This window comes from Bradyrhizobium sp. Leo78 (genome assembly GCF_059512425.1).
Map to the genome: position 1 here is coordinate 17,539 of NZ_JCAMOT010000029.1, position 18,114 is coordinate 35,652.

Annotated in this window: 15 protein-coding genes and 1 pseudogene; 12 read left to right on the forward strand and 4 right to left on the reverse strand. The window is 59.5% G+C overall.

What is annotated here, in order from left to right; genetic code table 11:
* The first annotated feature begins 50 nt into the window (after nt 1-50).
* From AC5ZG1_RS29685 to AC5ZG1_RS29705, 5 genes are all read left to right on the forward strand, one after another.
* Nucleotides 51-587, forward strand: coding sequence for an AAA family ATPase (locus AC5ZG1_RS29685; protein ID WP_496134900.1), 537 nt, complete (start codon nt 51-53; stop codon nt 585-587).
* Nucleotides 588-1,535: 948 nt separating this feature from the next.
* Nucleotides 1,536-2,294: an aminoglycoside adenylyltransferase family protein gene (locus AC5ZG1_RS29690; RefSeq protein ID WP_496134901.1), complete on the forward strand. Its 759-nt coding sequence runs from the start codon at nt 1,536-1,538 to the stop codon at nt 2,292-2,294.
* A 148-nt stretch (nt 2,295-2,442) separates the two neighbouring features.
* Nucleotides 2,443-3,015, forward strand: a complete 573-nt coding sequence (locus AC5ZG1_RS29695; protein ID WP_496134902.1) for a nucleotidyltransferase domain-containing protein — start codon at nt 2,443-2,445, stop codon at nt 3,013-3,015.
* 122 nt (nt 3,016-3,137) lie between these two features.
* Entirely contained in the window at nt 3,138-3,845 is a 708-nt protein-coding gene (locus AC5ZG1_RS29700) for a class I SAM-dependent methyltransferase (protein ID WP_496134903.1), read from the forward strand.
* Between the two features lie 419 nt (nt 3,846-4,264).
* Nucleotides 4,265-4,978 carry a type 1 glutamine amidotransferase domain-containing protein gene (locus AC5ZG1_RS29705; RefSeq protein ID WP_496134904.1) on the forward strand — a complete coding sequence of 238 codons (714 nt, stop codon included), beginning with the start codon at nt 4,265-4,267 and terminating at the stop codon, nt 4,976-4,978.
* A gap of 461 nt (nt 4,979-5,439) precedes the next feature.
* Here AC5ZG1_RS29705 and AC5ZG1_RS29710 read toward each other — a convergent pair whose 3' ends face one another.
* Both AC5ZG1_RS29710 and AC5ZG1_RS29715 read right to left on the reverse strand, forming a co-directional pair.
* The gene (locus tag AC5ZG1_RS29710) at nt 5,440-6,378 is read right to left on the reverse strand and encodes a phosphotransferase family protein (RefSeq protein ID WP_496134905.1); all 939 of its coding nucleotides are present in this window, start codon (nt 6,376-6,378) and stop codon (nt 5,440-5,442) included.
* A gap of 76 nt (nt 6,379-6,454) precedes the next feature.
* Nucleotides 6,455-7,483, reverse strand: a pseudogene (locus AC5ZG1_RS29715) (DUF3363 domain-containing protein); the annotation flags it as partial.
* Between the two features lie 325 nt (nt 7,484-7,808).
* Here AC5ZG1_RS29715 and AC5ZG1_RS29720 point away from each other — a divergent pair.
* Complete coding sequence (locus tag AC5ZG1_RS29720; protein WP_496134906.1) at nt 7,809-8,276, forward strand: MarR family winged helix-turn-helix transcriptional regulator; 468 nt, start codon at nt 7,809-7,811, stop codon at nt 8,274-8,276.
* A gap of 152 nt (nt 8,277-8,428) precedes the next feature.
* On the opposite strand, the gene AC5ZG1_RS29725 is transcribed toward AC5ZG1_RS29720, so the two are convergent.
* A complete protein-coding gene (locus AC5ZG1_RS29725) occupies nt 8,429-8,911 on the reverse strand; it encodes a PaaI family thioesterase (RefSeq protein WP_496134907.1) in 483 nt (160 codons plus the stop codon).
* 3 nt (nt 8,912-8,914) lie between these two features.
* Nucleotides 8,915-9,385 carry a MarR family winged helix-turn-helix transcriptional regulator gene (locus AC5ZG1_RS29730; RefSeq protein ID WP_496134908.1) on the reverse strand — a complete coding sequence of 157 codons (471 nt, stop codon included), beginning with the start codon at nt 9,383-9,385 and terminating at the stop codon, nt 8,915-8,917.
* Between the two features lie 609 nt (nt 9,386-9,994).
* On the opposite strand from AC5ZG1_RS29730, the gene pimA reads away from it, so the two are divergent.
* The 6 genes from pimA (at nt 9,995) to AC5ZG1_RS29760 (ending at nt 18,029) form a co-directional block, all read left to right on the forward strand.
* Complete coding sequence (gene pimA, locus AC5ZG1_RS29735) at nt 9,995-11,647, forward strand: dicarboxylate--CoA ligase PimA (RefSeq protein WP_496134909.1); 1,653 nt, start codon at nt 9,995-9,997, stop codon at nt 11,645-11,647.
* A 15-nt stretch (nt 11,648-11,662) separates the two neighbouring features.
* Complete coding sequence (locus AC5ZG1_RS29740) at nt 11,663-12,847, forward strand: acetyl-CoA C-acyltransferase (RefSeq protein WP_282526736.1); 1,185 nt, start codon at nt 11,663-11,665, stop codon at nt 12,845-12,847.
* A gap of 94 nt (nt 12,848-12,941) precedes the next feature.
* On the forward strand, nt 12,942-15,038 hold the full coding sequence (locus AC5ZG1_RS29745) for a 3-hydroxyacyl-CoA dehydrogenase NAD-binding domain-containing protein (protein ID WP_496134910.1): 2,097 nt from the start codon (nt 12,942-12,944) through the stop codon (nt 15,036-15,038).
* Nucleotides 15,039-15,252: 214 nt separating this feature from the next.
* On the forward strand, nt 15,253-16,335 hold the full coding sequence (locus AC5ZG1_RS29750; protein ID WP_496134911.1) for an ABC transporter substrate-binding protein: 1,083 nt from the start codon (nt 15,253-15,255) through the stop codon (nt 16,333-16,335).
* Nucleotides 16,336-16,407: 72 nt separating this feature from the next.
* The gene (locus AC5ZG1_RS29755) at nt 16,408-17,238 is read left to right on the forward strand and encodes an ABC transporter ATP-binding protein (RefSeq protein ID WP_496134912.1); all 831 of its coding nucleotides are present in this window, start codon (nt 16,408-16,410) and stop codon (nt 17,236-17,238) included.
* Complete coding sequence (locus tag AC5ZG1_RS29760) at nt 17,235-18,029, forward strand: ABC transporter permease (RefSeq protein ID WP_496134913.1); 795 nt, start codon at nt 17,235-17,237, stop codon at nt 18,027-18,029. The genes AC5ZG1_RS29755 and AC5ZG1_RS29760 overlap by 4 nt, the downstream gene beginning before the upstream one ends.
* Nucleotides 18,030-18,114 lie beyond the last annotated feature (85 nt).

Here is an 18,114-nt window from a genome sequence, read left to right on the forward strand (position 1 = left end):
CGCGATCCGCAGGCTTTCAATTGGCCTGCTCGATGCGAGGGTAGAAGCGTATGAAGCACACTGGCGAAATACTCATTCTGACCGGGCCTCCCGGTTCCGGTAAAACCACGACGGCGCAGACTCTCGCCGGAGAGCCAGGATCGTCGAAGGTCCACCTTCATTCCGACGACTTCTGGCATTTCATCAAGAATGGAGCGATCCAGCCCTATCTGCCGGAAGCGCATGACCAGAACACCGTTGTGCTCGACGTGCTAGCGCAGGCCGCCGAAGGCTATGCCAGCGGCGGCTATTTTGTCATCGTGGACGGGATTGTCGGACCGTGGTTCCTCGCTCCGTTCAAGAAAATCTCGGTGCCTGTTCACTACGTGGTTCTTCGCCCACTTCTCGACGTGGCCATTCGGCGCTGCCAGGAGCGAGGCGGCGACACGTTGACTGATCCTGGTCCGATCACGGAACTTCACAAGCAACTCTCATCGCTCGGTCAGCTTGAACGGCATGCCCTGCCGATAGATGCGTTTACTCGGGAGGAAACTCTTGCCGCGGTCACTAAGGCTGTACGAAGCGGAGCCTATCGCCTGACGGAATGAGAGAGAAGAAAATGTCGGTGAGCCGGACGCACTAGCGGGTCCCATGAAGTCCTAAGGTTCAATGATGGCTGAGATATTTGCCACAAGCGACCGTCGCATAAGAGAGAAGTCTAGTGCTGCTTGGAATGGACTGGCCCAACATCGACTACCGCACTCTATTTCGATTGAGAAATGACGGGCGGATCGAGCGCGAAAATGACCCTGATAATTCGCCGGGACCACGCTTCTGGCTGGCTGGATGCACCGAGGGCAACATCTTCGGGACGCGCTTCGATTTGCCGACCATGTCAACGCAGAGCTGGAAAGCCTCGCCGCGAGTGAGCCGACATTCACTCGTCCGGTGACCCCGAAGCATCTCGATCGCTATCTGTCGATGTTCAACAGAGACGGCCCTGTCGAACATGATTTCGGCCTGATATACGAACTGCCGCATTCGCTCTCCTACATGAGTGATGCTCGCCTAATCGGCAGCGACTCCGCACAGGGCCAGGACCTAATGGGGTCGTGGGCGGCGGAGGGTGTACCGGACGGCCTGTTCGAGCTCGGCTTTCGCGATGTCGCGGACTTCTGGGAACCTTGGTGCGTCACTGCCGTCGATGGCAAGATCGCATCGGTCGCGTTTGCCGCACGGCTGTCGGATGACGGGGCCGAACTCGGGGCTGGTGACAGCGAAAGCCTTCAGAGGCCAGGGCCTGGGTGCTGCTACAACGGCGGGCTGGTCACGCCATCCAGCGCTTCAGTCTCGCACGCTGTTCTACAGTGCAGACCGAGACAATATCTCGTCGCAACACGTTGCCGCTCGCCTTGGCCTTCGGCTTCGGGAGCCAGCTTGCGAATCTCATAGGTCAGATCGTGAGGGGCCACATCCAACATCAAGAATGCAGTCGCCGGATCCGATAGGGCGCTGCCACGGTATTCGGGAAGACGAGTTTCCATTCAGGACGAAACATGCAGGAAGCAACAACAGAAATCCCCGAACAAGCGCGGGCGGTATTGGACACCGTTCGCGGGCTCTTCGAGGACGCCTTGCTGGCAATGTATCTGCATGGGTCGGCGGTCTCCGGTGGTCTGCGACCGCAGAGTGATATTGACCTCCTTGTCGTCATTGATCGCTCCATGACAGAAGCGCTGCGCAAAAGCCTTCTGGCTGCCTTGCTGCGGATTTCCGGTCGCCATCCCGCCAGTCCCGGCGGCCCGCGCTGCATCGAGGTGATGCTATTCCAGAAATCTGAGCTCGCCGCGCCGAAGTTTCCGGCGAGGGCTGACTTCATCTATGGCGAGTGGGTGCGGGACGCCTTTGAGGCTGGTGAAATTCCGATGTCGGTGTCCGACCCGGAAATCACGCTGGTGCTGGCGCAAGCCCGGCAGGAGGCTCACCCCCTGTTCGGTCCCGTCGCTACTGAACTGCTGCCGGAAGTTTCGGCCGACCACGTCCGCCGTGCGATGTGCTGTGCCCTTCCTGCGCTCCTCGAAGGCTTGCATGGTGACGAACGAAATGTCCTGCTGACCCTTGCCCGGATGTGGCAGACGGCAACCACGGGGAAGTTCATTGCCAAGGACGCCGCCGCTACATGGGCGATGCCTCATTTGCCAGAGCCAATGACGGAAGTGTTAGCCTATGCGCGCGAGGCGTATCTTGGCAGAGCCAAGGACAATTGGGAGAACAGGCGGCTTGATGCGCGGCAGACCGCAAGTCACCTACACTAACAGGTAATTGCACTTCTTACGGAGTACGAGGAGCCTCATTTGATCCCAACGTAGACCAATTTCGTTCTGAAATGAACGTGATGTTTGTTGTTCATCCGCGTCGGGAGACAATCAAATTCGAAACGAGCATGAAAAGCCTTGGGAACCGTTGCACTGCGGGGAAGTTGCCACGGTATTCCAGAACGCGAGTTTCCCTTGGTGGATCGCAGGCGGCTACGCGATCGAGCATTTCGTCGGGAAACAACTTCGATCACATGCCGATATCGATGTCCTCGTGCTTCACAAGGATCACTCGGCGCTGAGGTACTATCTTTCCGATTGGGATTGTTGGGTCGCTGATCCGCCTGGTCGCTTGCGTCCATGGCCAATGGGAAGCGTGCTTGGCCATGATGTTCATGACGTTTGGTGCCGACCAAACCATGCCGCGGCTTGGTCTTTTCAGGTTATGCTCGACGAGAGCGAAGGCAGAGAATGGCGGTCACGGCGCTGTGCGAGGGTTACAAAACCGATTCAGGCTTTGGGGACGGCTGACAAGGAAGCACCATTCTTTCTCGCGCCCGAGGTTCAGCTTTTCTACAAAGCGCAGGCCCCACGACAGAAAGACACGCTTGATTTCGAGGCCGCTTTGCCACTGCTATCGGATGAGCAACGGGCTTGGTTGCGACATGCGATCGAAACAGCTTATGGGTCAACAAACGACTGGTTGACGCAGTTGGGCTGAGCTCTACGTAAACCAGTTTTCTTCTGAAATGAATTCGATGTTTTTTGTTCATCGGGAGAAGATCAAAGCCGAAACACGCAATATTATTCCGAGAGAAAGTGTCGATAAGAGGAATGGACTGCATGAAGACCGCCACGCCGGAGAATGATTATGACGCGTTTGCCGTAGCCTATGACGCTGACAACGAGAACAATGCCTGGAATGCCTATTACGAACGGCCCGCCATTCTTTCTATGGTTGGTGATGTTGCTGGGCTCCGGGTGCTCGATGCAGGATGCGGCGGGGGAGCCCATGCCGCGGTACTCCTCGACCGAGGAGCAATCCTGACCGGTATCGACGCAAGCGCGGGCTTGCTCGAAATCGCACAACGTCGCCTCGAGGGTCTGGCCCGATTATTGGTGGCGGATCTGAACGAACCACTGCCCTTCGACGATGGTTCCTTCGATTTGATCCTCGCTTCGCTCGTCATGCACTATCTGCCCGACTGGTCACGACCCCTTTCGGAATTCAACCGTCTTCTCCCCCAAGGCGGCCGCTTGGTTTTTTCCACGCATCATCCATTCATGGATCACCAGTTGGCCGGTCGTGAGAACTACTTCGAGACCTATAACTTCAAAGACACGTGGCAACGCGGTGGCAGGGATATGACGATGCGCTTCTGGCATCGGCCGCTGCATGTCATGTTCGATGCATTGAAGTCGGCTGGATTTCAGATCGATGTCGTAAGCGAACCGCAGCCTGATCCACGCGCCAGGTCTCTGTTCCCGGAGGCATACCAGAGCTTGAAAACCGAGCCGAGATTCATCTTCTTCTCGGTCGTGAAGTTTTGACGCCAATGCAGGCTTCCATCCCGATCTTGATTAACGCAGTTGACGCCCTGATCGTAGTCGATGTGCAGAATGCCTTCGTATCAGGCCCTGAAGCCGTTCCAGGACATAAGCTGCTCATTTCTATGGTTGAGATATTGGTTACTCAGGCTAGGGCGGCGGCGCGGTCATTGTTTCCATTGCTGGAATTCTCCTACCCGAGGCAGCCACCCATGCCCTATTGGCCATGATGCTGAGCGTCGCGCTGCTCGCCTTGTTCGCTGCAATGGTCGTGGCACTACTGGAGCGACCGCTGACAACAGCACATAGACCTGGATGATGTTGGGAAGCATTGAGCCCGATCCTCGTCACCGCCCCCGTTTTCTTGGGCTGTAGGGCTAAGGAAATGGCTACCAACGAAAAGTCGAAACAGGAATCCTAGGATGAATTCAAAAGCTGTAATTATCGTGACCTCTCATGCCGATCTTGGAGATACTGGCCGTACGAGCGGGTTTTGGTTTAATGAAATGAGCGCCCCATATTGGGCGCTGACAGATGCTGGCTTTGACGTGGATATCTCTTCACCAAAAGGCGGAGCAGCTCCATTCGATCCACACGGCATATCCCACGAAGAGAAATCAGCCGACACGGACAGATTTCTTCGATCCGATTTCGAGCAACACAAAATTAATGCCACACTCGCTGTTCATCAGCTCAAAGCTCATGATTACGCTGTCATCGCATTTCCAGGCGGCTTCGGCACAATGTGGGATCTAGCACAATCAGAACAGGTCGCCGCATTTGTGAGCGCCGCCTACGACAATGGTGCGATTCTCTGTGCCATCTGTCACGGTCAGGCTGGCCTAATCGGCGCTAGAAAACCAGATGGAACGCCGCTGACCAAAGGTATGCGGTTATGCTGCCCGCCCAACTCCGAAGAAGAGGCTAACGGCGTCGCCTCTATCGTTCCCTATCTCCTCGAAACCGAATTTCGGAAGCTTGGAGCTCTGTTCGAGTGTGGGCCGGACTATTCCTCTAAAGTAGTGAGAGATGGCCGACTGATCACCGGGCAGAATGGACAATCAGTAGATGCTGCCGTTCGCGAGTTGCTGCGTGCCATTACAGAACTGCAGCCCGCTCTGGCAATGAAATCCTGATCTTGTTCATCCGCTTCATTGCCAACGCACGTGCGGCGGCAGCCATTTTGCGGACGGGCGAATTTGCACATTCGTGTTTGGATTCACGAGATTGCGCTGCGGCCTTTCAGTCCACCTGATCGGCACGCATATGAGGATCCTTGAATGCCTATTGCGAACGGCCCGCGATCTTGTCGCAAAACTGAGATTTCCGCGACACCGCATTGCTCCCATTAGGTAATGAGTGGCAGATGATAGCGGATATACTTCTCGAAATCAGCGACAGGAGAGAAGCCCGCACGCGCGAGCAAAGCCACGCTTCGCTCATTCCCGTGCGTGACGCCCGCATAGAGATCAGATGCCTACAGCGCATTTTTCGCATGTCCACTCGATGCCCGTAGGGCAGCAGTCGCAAGCCCTTCCCAATTTTGTGCTGGTCCAGCCAATATCCCAGTCCGTGACCAAACGATGGGAGGCCGAGATCAAGTTTCTTGGCGGCGCGGCGAAGCGATTCTCACTTTCTCATCCTGCGTGGCAATCTCCTCACAGCGCGCCATCGCCCACGCGAGATCTTCGGCGTTCCCTGCTTTTGCACTCTCGAAGATCTGAACAAGGCCAATGTGGAGCTGGTAACAGCGCAGGGCCTCAGCGTTTTGCAGGAACTCAGGCTGCCGCGTCTCGATGTGGTGCGCTTGTGCCTCCATGCAGGCAAGCCAGGGGCGCCAGAAGAAAATGTTGGCCACGTCATAGATCGGATCGCCGAATAGGGCTTCGCTCCAATCGATTACAGCGGTGATACGCCCCTGGTCTGTCAATACGTTATTGGAACCAAAATCGCCATGTACGAGCCGGCGAACATTGGCGCACCGTGGCATGAATTCGCTAAGCAAGCGAAAATGCCCATCGATCTGCCGACGATCCACAACGGCCTCGATCAGCTTCCAATCGTAATGCGCTTCGTCAGTGATGGCAGCTATGAAGTCCTGCCAGCTTGCGTGCCGTCCGATGCCGCTCGGATCGAACGGGCCGAAGCCCTCGGTTCCATCAAGTATCGCCTCAGCCATGGCCGACATGACCTGCGAGACTGGGCCGACCACTGTGGGCAGAGTCTCGATGGATAAGTCCTGTAAAGTGACGCCCGGTGCTCGCCGCGATACGCACCACGTATGGTCTTCAATCTCGCCTATTGCGACGACCTGAGGGATCGGGAGATCACGGGAAGCGAAACGGCTATGGCAGAAGGCGTCTTTGTGAAATCCAGCTGCAGTGCGGTTCACGCGCAGCACGAAGTCCTCGCTTCCGACACAAATGGCGAAGGTCTGCGACTCTTCACCTTCGGTAATGGGTCCGCATTCCGAGGGTCTATCGAAATCGCGCGCAATGGCAGAAATTACAGCTTCACGGCTAAATCGCGGCTTCATCGGCGTTTTTCTCAACATTTTTTACAGACATGATCGATCCGTCTTTTAAACCGGAGTGTGCTGTTCAGGGCGATACCTAAATAGCGAGACCCCTCTGACGCCCCAACCGCCACGACACCGATCCGCCCTGCACGATGCCCATAACCTCGCGGCCGAGCTGGCGGTCGATGACCGGCCGCCACGGGACAAGCGTGAACTCGTGGCTCTTTTCCACGACGGCGAACTTGCCGCTCGATAGTTGCACGGTCCCGGTGAACCTGCCGCTGACGGTCTCGCCGTCCGTTGCCGCCCGAAACGGCAGCGTCTTGCTCGCCGCCATCTCAGCGCCTGCATGGGCAACTTCGCGCTCGCGCAGGGTGGCGAGAAGGTTGCTCCGATAGGAGACTCGGCCGTCCTGTTGGCGTGTGGCGTCGCCCCGGTCGATATGATGCTCGCGGCGGCGGTCCATCGCCTCGCGGACTTGCTGGCCGAAGCCGGTCGGAGCAAGGTCGGAGTTGTCGGGCCTCACTAGCTGCCGGTCGAGCCAGGTCGCGCCGTCCGCGGCGATCTGCTGCTCCAGCCGGGCGGCCGAGAGGACGCGGATATTGGCCTGCCGGTTGCGGCCGGCGTCGTAGGTGGCGGCGCGGCTCTCGAAATCATCGGGGATGCGCCATTGGTCGGCGTCGATCCGCTCAACGATGCCGGCGCGGCGTAGCGCCTCCAACCGGCGCACATGAGCATCGACATAGCCCTCGTGGTCGCCACCGGGAACGCGCCCCTCAAACTTCGCCTGTTCCAAATGGCGGCTCGGCCGATAGATGCCATCCTCGGCGATCGCTGCAATGGCGCGGTCGGGCGGCCGGCCCGCGGTATCCGACGGGCCGATCTCGACGATACTACCGATCCGCGCATCCTCGACGCGGGCCGGGTCGATGTCAGCGACATGGTGCGTTCGGCCGTCGATTCCGTCCACCACGACGGTCAGGTTTTCGCCCAGCTCGTCGGACAGATACTTATCGACGACATGGCCGATGACAGGCGCCTCCGGCGGCCCGTCGTGGATACGGAAGGTCATGGGGTCGCGCTCCATGCCATCCGCTTTGAGCGCCTTGTGCATGTTGCGGATGTACACATTGTCTATGTGCGCCGCACCGCAAATGAGGGCGGAGCTCGGACAAGCGGCTTGCGGCCAAATGCTGACCGCCGCACGGGTTTCAGTCCTCAAGGCTGTAGATTTCGGGCACCCAGACGACCGAGGGGCCGGAAAAAGGGCAGCCGGTGCCGGATCACCTCAGCCCAGCGGTGGGACGATAAAGTCGGTCTCTGACCAACAAAGATGGATTCCTGAGTTCAACGAATGTTGACAAATGATCGGCGCCGAGGACTTCGGAGCCGATCAGTCGAACTTTTCTCAATGAGTTGTGGCAACGTACCGCAAGGGGACGAAAGTCGTGCAAACGAAAACGAAGCGGCGCTCGGTGGAAAAACCAAAAGAAGCTGTACAGTCATACAGGCTGGATGACGCACCGGGCTTCTTGTTGCGCGTCGCGCTCCGTACCCACACGGCCATCTTTGCCGCGAAGATGATTGAAGAATTAACGGCGCCCCAATTCTCAACGCTGGCGAAATTGAGGGAGGTCGGACCTTGTTCCCAAAACCATTTGGGACGCCTGATACACTACGACTCAGCTACCATTACCGGCGTTGTTAATCGTCTCAAATTACGCGGCCTTATAAAGAGTTCCGAGGATCCTTTAGATCCGCGACGGCGGGAGATCGATTTGACCGACAAGGGCAGACGAGTAGCGGACGCCGCAATCGAAACTGTCGGTGAGATTTCAAGCGAGACGTTCGCTCCCTTGACCCGGGAAGAATTTCGAACACTTACCGAAATCCTCAAGAAAATCATACGCCGCTGAGCCGGTTCCGGTCCACATTTGTGATCGTCGATAAGCCGAACTCGTGGTCAATCGTATCAGCGAACTAAGAAAAAATGACCCCGCGATTGAGCCTGGCTTCCCGTGGATCATCAACGCCCTGTTGAAACCGCGCTTCTAGGCTTCCGCAAGCACTATGTCTGAGTTGAGCGGTGATCCGCAGTGAGAAAGACCATCCGGCCGGCTGCGAGCGCTGTGCGCTGAGGGTTGAGCACAGACGCGTCGACGGTCGCCAGATTACGTCCGTAGTGAAAAACTCTGGCTTCGACGGTCAGTGTGGCTTCAAACGCCGGCCGCAGAAAATCCACCCGCATGTCGACCGTCTGAGCTGGCCGCCCGAGCAAGGTCGCCACGGCGTAAGACCCCGCGGTATCCAACAGCGTCGCAAGAATCCCGCCGTGAACGAAGCGATGGTCCGGATTCGAAATGAATTCCTCGCGCCACGGAGCAGACAATATGATCTGGCCGGCCCCCGCGGACACGACTGAGAGCTGCATCCAGGCAGCCATGTGATTGCGAGAAAGTCGTGCCTGGAGTTGATCCAGAGACAACTCCATCTGTCTGTCGGTCGTCAAGGAGCTGGCCCGCTGTTTCTGTTGGCGAAGGATGCCGGACAACGGCTATCTGCGGATCACTTTTTTCAGCAATATCGTCAGCGCCGCGTGCTCCGCCGCCGAAAGCGGCGAGAACGTCTCCCGTGAGATTTCCCTGATCGTCGCGATGGCGTCGGCCGCCACCCTCCGGCCTAAGTCAGTCAGGTCGATCGCCATGCGGCGGCGATCGAGGGGGTCGACGATGCTTTCGATGAAGCCCCGGGTCTTCAATCGATTGATCACCCCGGTGATTGTCGCGGAATCATAGTGGATGAGGCGGCCAAGATGGTTTTGCGAGCAAGGTCCAACCTCGAGCAGTTTCGCGAGAGTCGAGAATTGCGGCGCGGTCAGACCCTCGATCATCTTTGCCGTGAGGAATGCAGTATGCGTTTTCAAGGCTACGCGTAGCAAAAAGCCCGGCTGGTCGTCGAGCACGTAGCGCTCTGGCTCGTCCGCAGCAGTTACGGGTTGGATCATTTTTTTAGCAGTCTGTGTCACGCGGTGCCTTCAGTCTTGAGCGGCTTTGCGTCCTCTGAACAGAGAGCGTCAGCCAAAACGAGTATCGACGAGGGCTCGAAATGAACCCTTCGCAGTCTTCCGCAAGTCTCGTGGGAGCCATAGCGGCTGCAGCGGGCAAGTCACGGCAGTGCCATATGCGTCAGCGCATGCTCGCCGGCACGAACCAAGCACATTGGCTGACAGCCAGTGCTTTCAGGACGATACACCGTGAATGCACTTGCTTGCAAGGTCTACGCTTGTGAACAAGTTTTACGCTTGCATACGAGTGATTGTCAAAATATCGTCCAGACATAATGTCTGGAGAGGTAACGCAATTGGCACCCTTGGGAGGCCTAACGCGCGTTGTTCGCAGCTCGCCCGGAATGGACGCATCGCTGTCCGTCGCTCTTTCTCGGCGGCGGCGATCTGTCGATCGTCGTGACCCGGCCGATCAGCGCGACATTGTCCGCACTGTGCGTCGTGGCGGTCGTTGGCCCAATCCTTGCCACGCTGTGGCGAAGAAGAGCTGCCGTTACAAAACAGGTCTAGCGCGACATTCCCATTTCCATCACCCGGCATTGCCGGGGTGACGCTCCACGGAGAACATCAGTGCAATATGCAGGCGAGAAATTCTATCCAGAGGGTGTCCGCTGGGACGAACCGATCGAAGTCGGCCTGGTGCCGGCGTTGCTGGAGGAGTCGGCGCGCAAATTCGGCGATCGCGCGGCGATTGAATTTCGCGACCGTCAGATCAGCTATCGGGAACTGAACGCACAGGTCGCACAGGCTGCGGCCGCCTATCTGCGGGACGGCCTTGCGCGCGACACTACCATCGGGCTCTTTCTCGGCAACACGCCCGATCATCCGATCAACTTCTTCGGCGCGCTCAAGGCCGGCGCGCGCATTGTGCATCTCAGTCCGCTCGCCGGCGAGATCACGCTGAAGCACAAGCTGACCGATAGCGGCGCCCGTCTGGTCGTGACCAGCAACCTGTCGTCGATTTTTCCCCGAGCGCTCGAATTTCTCGAGGCTGGCATCATCGACCGCATCATCGTCTGCGAAGATGAGGCATGGGGCGAGGCGAAGAATAAGCTGGCGTCCTACGACAAGCGGCCTGCGATCGTCACCTACGCCGAATTCATCGCCGGGGCTCGGCTCCCCGCGGCCTGGCCGGCCGTCGAACTGGATGACGTGTCGCTGCTTCAATATACCGGGGGGACGACCGGCTTGCCGAAAGGTGCGATGCTTACGCATCGCAATCTGACCGCCGCGGTCTCGATCCGGGAAGTCTGGACGCGATCATTCCGGGCGAAGCGGAATGTTGCCGAGCGTGTCATCTGTGCGCTTCCATTGTTCCATATCTATGCCCTGACGCTCATCCTGATGAAGCGGCTGCGTTACGGCGATCTGATTTCCCTGCATCAGCGTTTCGATCTCGAGGAGATCATGCGGGATATCGAGGTCAAGCGCGCGACGGTGTTTCCGGGTGTGCCGACCATGTGGATCGCCATCACCAGCCTGCCTGATCTGGACCGCCGCGATCTGTCGTCGCTGGTCTATTGCAGTTCCGGCGGGGCGCCGCTTCCGGTCGAGGTCGCCGCGATCTTCGAGCGTAAGACCGGCCTCCGGCTGCGGAGCGGCTGGGGCATGACGGAAACCGCGTCACCCGGCACGACGCATCCGTCGAATGGGCCGGATAAGCCCGGCTCGATCGGGCTGATGCTGCCGGGCATCGAGATCGACATCGTGGCGCATGACGACCCTCATCGCGTCTTGCCCGTCGGCGAGGTCGGCGAATTGCGTATCCGCGGGCCGAACGTAACGCGTGGCTACTGGAACCGGCACGAAGGGCGCTCCGAATGGTTCATCGGCGATCGCTTCCTCACCGGCGACATCGGCTACATGGATGCGGATGGCTGGTTCTATCTCGTCGATCGCAAGAAGGATCTCATCATCTCGGGTGGGTTCAACGTCTATCCGCAGCTGATCGAACAGGCGATCTACACCCATCCTGATGTCAAGGAAGTGCTGGTTATCGGCATTCCCGATGAATATCGCGGAGAGGCGGCCAAGGCCTATATCACGCTCCGGCCGGACGCCGCGGGCTTCAGCATCGATGACCTGCGCGCCTTCCTGACCGGCAAGATCGGCAAGCACGAATTGCCGGCGGCGCTCGAGTTCATCGACGAACTGCCCCGTACCAATGTCGGCAAGCTGTCTCGGCAAGCGCTGCGCGATCAACTCTCATCTCGTTCTGCTTAAACTGGAAATCATTCTATGGCTGATGCTGTTATCGTATCCACTGCGCGTACCCCGATCGGGAAGGCCTATCGTGGCGCGCTCAACAACACCGATGGTGCCACCCTGCTGGGTGCGGCCATCAAGGCGGCAGTGGCGCGAGCCGAGGTCGATCCTGGCGACATCGAAGACGTTGTCATGGGAGCGGCGATGCAGCAGGGCACGACCGGCGGCAATATCGCCCGCAAAGCGCTGTTGCGCGCAGGCCTGCCGGTCTCGGTGTCGGGCACGACCGTCGATCGCCTGTGTGCATCAGGACTGCAGGCCATCGCCATCGCCGCACGGTCGGTGATCCATGACGGTGTCCAGATCGCCGTCGGCGGTGGCGGCCAATCGATCAGCCTGGTGCAGAACGAGCACGCCAATACCTATCGCGCGGTCGATCCCGTGCTGATGCAGATGAAGCCTGACGTCTATATGCCGATGCTCGACACCGCCGAGGTGGTCGCAAAGCGTTATGCAATCTCGCGAGATCGTCAGGACGAATATTCCTTCGATAGCCAAATGCGGACCGCATCGGCCCAGACGAGCGGAAAGTTCGGCGATGAGATCGTGTCGCTATCGGCCACGATGTCGATCACCAACAAAGAGACGAAGGAAACCAGCCTGAAGGACGTCTCGCTCGCTCAGGATGAGGGACCTCGTCCGGATACGACGCTGGAAGGGCTCGCCAAGCTGAAGCCTGTGCGCGAGGGCGGCAGCATCACGGCCGGGAATGCCAGCCAGCTCTCGGACGGCGCGAGCGCGATGGTGATCATGAGCGACAAGGAAGCCGCCAAGCGTGGCTTGAAGCCGCTCGGCATTTTCCGGGGCTTCGTGTCAGCCGGTTGCGAGCCGGACGAAATGGGGATCGGTCCCATTTATGCCGTGCCGCGGCTCCTCGCGCGTCACGGTCTGCGCATCGACGACATCGACCTGTGGGAGCTGAACGAAGCCTTCGCCGTTCAGGTGCTTTACTGCCGGGACAAGCTTGGAATTGATCCTGCCAGGCTGAACGTCAATGGTGGCGCCATTTCCATGGGCCATCCCTATGGCATGAGCGGCGCCCGGCTGGCCGGTCATCTTCTCATCGAGGGACGTCGCCGCAAGGCCAAGTATGGCGTCGCCACCATGTGCGTCGGTGGCGGCATGGGAACCGCCGGCTTGTTCGAGATCATCCACTGATCCGAGCGCTGAGAAAATCGTGGCGAAGCGAGGCCCGGTCATCAGGACCGGGCTCCCAAGCTTGCGCCTGTTGAGTTCTGATGGGAGACTTGAATTGAGCGAAGTCGTCAAACTTGCGGTGACCGGTCATTGCGCGGTGATCACCATCGATGCGCCACCGGTGAATGCGCTGAGCGCGGCTGTTCGTCGTGGCATCCTCGAGAACGTCATGGCCGCGAATGCGGATAGCGCGGTTCAGGCCATCGTGATCGCCTGCGCGGGTCGCACCTTCATTGCCGGCGCCGATATCACCGAATTCGGCAAGCCACCGCAGCCGCCGGCTCTCAACGAGGTGATCGAGGCTATCGAAGGCTGCGCCAAGCCGGTGATCGCGGCCATCCATGGCACTGCACTCGGCGGCGGCCTCGAACTCGCACTCGGCGGTCATTTCCGTGTCGCCGTGGCGGACGCCAAGCTCGGCCTGCCCGAGGTCAAGCTCGGCCTGCTGCCAGGCGCTGGCGGCACGCAGCGGCTGCCGCGCGCGGTCGGTCCGGAATTCGGGGTCAAGATGATCGTGAGCGGCGAGCCGATCAGCGCATCGGAAGCGCTCGAGCATGGCCTGGTCGACGAGATCGTCGAGGGCCCGACGGACGGCGCGATCGCATTCGCGAAGAAGGTTGTGGCGGAACAGCGCCCGCTGCGGCTGCTGCGCAATGACGATTCCAAGCTGGTTGCCGCAAGGGCGGATCGCTCGCTCTTTACTGCCGCCGCTGCAGCGGCCACCAAGAAGAACCGCGGCGTGAATGCGCCGCTGGCTTGCGCGGAAGCAGTGAGCTGGACGCTCGATACGCCGTTCGACGACGCGCTGAAGAAGGAGCGCGAGACGTTCCTGAGACTGGTCAATGACGACCAGTCGAAGGCGCAGCGCCATGCCTTCTTTGCGGAGCGCGAAGCAGTCAAGGTTCGGGGTCTGCCGAAGGGCGTCAAGCCGCGGCCGGTCGAGCGCGTGGCCATTGTCGGCGCCGGCACCATGGGCGGCGGCATCGCCATGTCCTTTGCCAATGCCGGCATTCCGGTGACCCTGATCGAGACCGGGGAAGCGCAACTGACCCGTGGCCTTGCCATGATGCAGAAAAACTGGGAGGCAACGGCAGCGCGGGGCGGCATTGCGCCGGACGAGCCGGCCAAGCGCATGGCGCTGATCGACGGCAAGATCGGCCTCGACAATGTCAGGGACGCGGACCTTGTGATCGAAGCGGTATTCGAGACGATGGCGATCAAGAAGGAGGTCTTCACCGCCATCGATGCCCATGCCAAACCTGGCGCGGTGCTGGCCACCAACACCTCCTATCTCGACATCAATGAGATCGCCGCTGTCACGGAACGCCCCCAGGACGTGCTGGGCATGCACTTCTTCTCGCCGGCCAACGTCATGAAGCTCTGTGAGGTCGTGCGCGCGGAAAGGACGGCCCCGGATGCGCTGCTCACCGCAACGACAATGGCTAACCGGATCCGCAAGACGCCGGTCGTGGTCGGTGTCTGCCATGGCTTCGTCGGCAACCGTATGCTGGCCGTTCGCGGCTTGCAGGGAGAGGCCTTGCTCAAGAGCGGCGCGCTTCCGGACCAGGTGGACGCCGTGCTCACGCGGTTCGGCCTTCCGATGGGCCCCTTCGCCATGGGCGATCTCGCTGGGCTCGATATCGGCTGGCGATCGCGCCAGGACCGCGGCATTCGCTGGGATATTGCCGACGCCATCTGCGAGTCCGGTCGCCTTGGGCAGAAGACCTCCAAGGGCTATTACCGGTACGAGCCGGGATCGCGCGCCCCGATTCCGGATCCCGAGGTCGAAAAGCTGATCGAGGAAACGTGCAAGCGCCTCGGCCTGACCCGCCGCGCCATCGGCGATCAGGAAATCCTGGAGCGCATGATCTATCCGATGATCAATGAAGGCACGCGTATTCTCGAAGAGAACATCGCCGCCCGCCCAGGCGATATAGATGTGATCTGGCTGTACGGCTACGGTTGGCCGATCCATCGCGGTGGTCCGATGTTCTATGCGGATCTCGTCGGCCTCAAGACGATCGTCGAGCGCCTCGAATTCTACGCGCAGAGCTTGAACGAGCCGGCCTTGAAACCCACCGCGCTGCTTGCGAGCCTCGCCAGCGAGGGCGCCTCTTTTGCTTCGCTGAATGTGGCAAGGACCGCCGGCTGACCGGTCACAGCCGGCGACAGCATGCCGTGTTTGCTCGCCCCCCGACCGGGCGAGCAACCAGTTCCACAACAGCAGCTGCTGCCTGCACAAAATGTCACATCGTTCTGGATAAAGGTTTTGCACTTGTAGGAGAGCATAGCGCTTGTGTACGAGCGATTTCCCGTTTAGCGTTCTGCGAAATGTCAACCAATGCAGCTTGGGAGGATTTCAGAACATGAATAAGCTTGGCGCGCTTTTCCTTACGCTTTTCACCTGCGTCGTGGCCGGGAGCGCCGCAGCCGCTGAAAAGATCAATGTCCTGCTGCCGCAGCGAAACGCCAATGAGGCGATCGCGCCTTTCATCGCGGCAAAATATCTCGGCTATCTCGAACAGGAGGGGATCGACACTTCCTACGTGCTGGCTGCGGGTTCGAACGAGGTGGCGATCCAGGTTGCGACCGGAAACGCACCGATCGGCTGGGCCAGCCCGGCGCAGGCGGTGATCGGTATGCAGGATGGCGCCGGCGCCGCGCCGCTGGATCTGCGATATTTTTCCGCAGTCGAATATCGCAACATCTGGTCGATTTCGGTGCCGGCCGACAGCCCTGTCAATTCGGTGGCCGAACTGAAGGGGAAGCGCATCGGCGTGACGGCGCTGGGCAGCGCCGGTATGAACTACGGAAAGGCGTATCTGCGGGCGGCCGGTCTCAATGCCGATCGCGACGTCACCTTCATCCCCATCGGGGCGGGCGGCCAGGCGATCACCGCCATGAAGCAGAAGGTGATCGACGCCATCGTCTTCTGGGAAACTGCGAACATCACGTTCGGCATCGCCGGATCGCCGGTCCGACAACTGCCGATCGAACAGAAGCTCGCGACATTGCCCGACGTATCGCTGCTGGCCACGAACGAAACCATCAAAAAGAATCCCAAGCTTCTCGTCGGCTTCGCCCGCGCTTTGGCGAAGGGCCTGGATTTCTGCCTCGCCAATCGTCCGGCGTGCGTGTTGATGACCTGGAAAATCTATCCCGAGAGCAAGCCCGCGGAAGGCACTCCAGAGCAGAAGCTCGAGCGCGGTCTGAAAATGACGACGACGTGGGACGGCTGGACCGATGCCAAACTGGGCGACAGGCGCGGTGAATTCATCGAATCTCGTTGGAACGATCTCAGCGACTTCCTGCTGCAGGGCGGGCAGATCGCGAAGCCAGTGCCCGCATCGCGCATGTTTACCGCTGAATTCGTCGGCGAGATCAACAATTACGACCGTGCAGCGATCGTGAAACAGGCGAAAGAGTTCGATCTGAAGTCGCTGCAGTGAGCCGCCCTTCGATCGCAGCTCCCGGTCGAGACAACAGCGTGCAGGACCATCAATCAGTGACGAGATTCATTCATGTTGACTTCGCCCCTAAGCGCGTCCGATGAGCCGGTGCAGAGCCGCAGCCGGACGCTCATCACGATCGAGAACGTCGAAAAAAAGTTCGTCACGCATTCGCGTGACGTCGTGACGGCATTGGCCAAGGTCAATCTCGACATCAAGGAAAACGAGTTCGTCTCGGTTGTCGGACCGAGCGGGTGCGGCAAGACGACCCTGCTTCGCATTCTCGCCGGCCTGTCGTCGGTCACCTCGGGCGAAGTGAGATTCGACGGCGATCGCCTTCGCGGTCCCCGATCCGATGCCGGTATCGTCTTCCAACAGGCGCTGCTGCTGCCCTGGAATACGGTGCTCGACAATGTTCTGCTGTCGCCTCACTTGAAGAACGATCGCTCCGAGAAAACGCAGCGCCGTGCGGAAGAATTGCTGACCTTCATGGGGCTCACCGATTTCGCCAGAAAATATCCGTTCGAATTGTCGGGTGGCATGCAGCAGCGCGTTGCGATCTGTCGTGCGCTGATGCGCGAACCGAAGGTTCTGCTGATGGACGAGCCGTTCGGCGCGCTCGATGCCATGACGCGTGAATCGCTCAATGTCGAACTGATGCGTGTCTGCTCCGAGGAGAAGAAGACGGTTCTCTTCATCACGCACAGCATTCCCGAGGCAGTTCTGCTCGGAGACCGCGTGGTCGTCATGTCGCCCCGGCCTGGCCGAATCTCCGAGATCATCGACGTCGATATCGCACGGCCGCGAAGTCTGAAGACAATGGCAAACAAGCGGTTCGGTGAAATCTGCGACCAGATCCGAACCATTTTCGGTTCCGAAGCTCCGATGGTGACCTCGCTATGAAGAACGCGCGTCTGAATCTGATGTCCCCCAGCTATCAGGTGTTTGGCCTCGCGGTCGTCCTGCTCGCGGTCTGGGAAGGCATCTGCCGCTACGGCCACGTCTCGCCGCTGGTGTTGCCGGCGCCGAGCGGCATTGTGGTTCGCTTGTACGGAATGTTCGCCGAAGGATCGGTGTGGCCGCACCTCATGGTCACCCTGACCGAAGTTCTGATCGGGTTTGGCGTCGGCATCGCGTCAGGGCTCGTGGTGGGGGCGCTGGTGTCGCTGGTGCCAGCGGTCGAGAAGCTCGTGTATCCCTATCTCGTGGCGTTGCAGACGGTCCCGAAAGTGGCGGTCGCGCCGCTTCTGGTCATCTGGTTCGGGTACGGCCTGACCTCGAAAGTCGTCATCACTGCCTTGATCTGCTTCTTCCCGATCCTTGTGAGCGTGATCTCCGGTTTTCATGCCACCGATCGGGATCAATTGGACATGATGAAGGCCTACGGGGCAACGATGCTGCAGACCTTGGTGCGCCTGCGGATTCCATCCGCGCTGGTGCTGATCTTCGCCGGTCTTGAGATCGCCTCAGTGCTGGCGGTGATCGGCACCATCGTCGGTGAGTTTGTCGGCGCGCAGGCGGGCCTCGGTTACCTGATCATGACTTATAATTTCAATCTGGACATCACCGGCGTATTCGCCGTTCTGATCATCCTTTCGGCAATCGGTATGACGCTGCACAGCATCACGCGCTTCGCGGGCCGGCGATACATCTTCTGGATCCGGCGGGAGCCAGTGGCGGTGATGCCGCACTAAGACTGTCATCGCGCATCGACAAGAGGCGCAGAGCCTCACTCCCGCCTCGCCGAGATGGGGCAAGTGCGGCGATGCGGACAAATAT

Excerpts from the sequence above, each read along its gene's own strand:
- AC5ZG1_RS29710 (WP_496134905.1), bottom strand. The coding sequence starts at position 6,378 with ATGAAGCCGCGATTTAGCCGTGAAGCTGTAATTTCTGCCATTGCGCGC.
- AC5ZG1_RS29740 (WP_282526736.1), top strand. The coding sequence starts at position 11,663 with ATGGCTGATGCTGTTATCGTATCCACTGCGCGTACCCCGATCGGGAAG.
- AC5ZG1_RS29755 (WP_496134912.1), top strand. The coding sequence starts at position 16,408 with ATGTTGACTTCGCCCCTAAGCGCGTCCGATGAGCCGGTGCAGAGCCGC.
- AC5ZG1_RS29705 (WP_496134904.1), top strand. The coding sequence starts at position 4,265 with ATGAATTCAAAAGCTGTAATTATCGTGACCTCTCATGCCGATCTTGGA.
- AC5ZG1_RS29760 (WP_496134913.1), top strand. The coding sequence starts at position 17,235 with ATGAAGAACGCGCGTCTGAATCTGATGTCCCCCAGCTATCAGGTGTTT.
- AC5ZG1_RS29700 (WP_496134903.1), top strand. The coding sequence starts at position 3,138 with ATGAAGACCGCCACGCCGGAGAATGATTATGACGCGTTTGCCGTAGCC.
- AC5ZG1_RS29690 (WP_496134901.1), top strand. The coding sequence starts at position 1,536 with ATGCAGGAAGCAACAACAGAAATCCCCGAACAAGCGCGGGCGGTATTG.
- AC5ZG1_RS29750 (WP_496134911.1), top strand. The coding sequence starts at position 15,253 with ATGAATAAGCTTGGCGCGCTTTTCCTTACGCTTTTCACCTGCGTCGTG.
- AC5ZG1_RS29685 (WP_496134900.1), top strand. The coding sequence starts at position 51 with ATGAAGCACACTGGCGAAATACTCATTCTGACCGGGCCTCCCGGTTCC.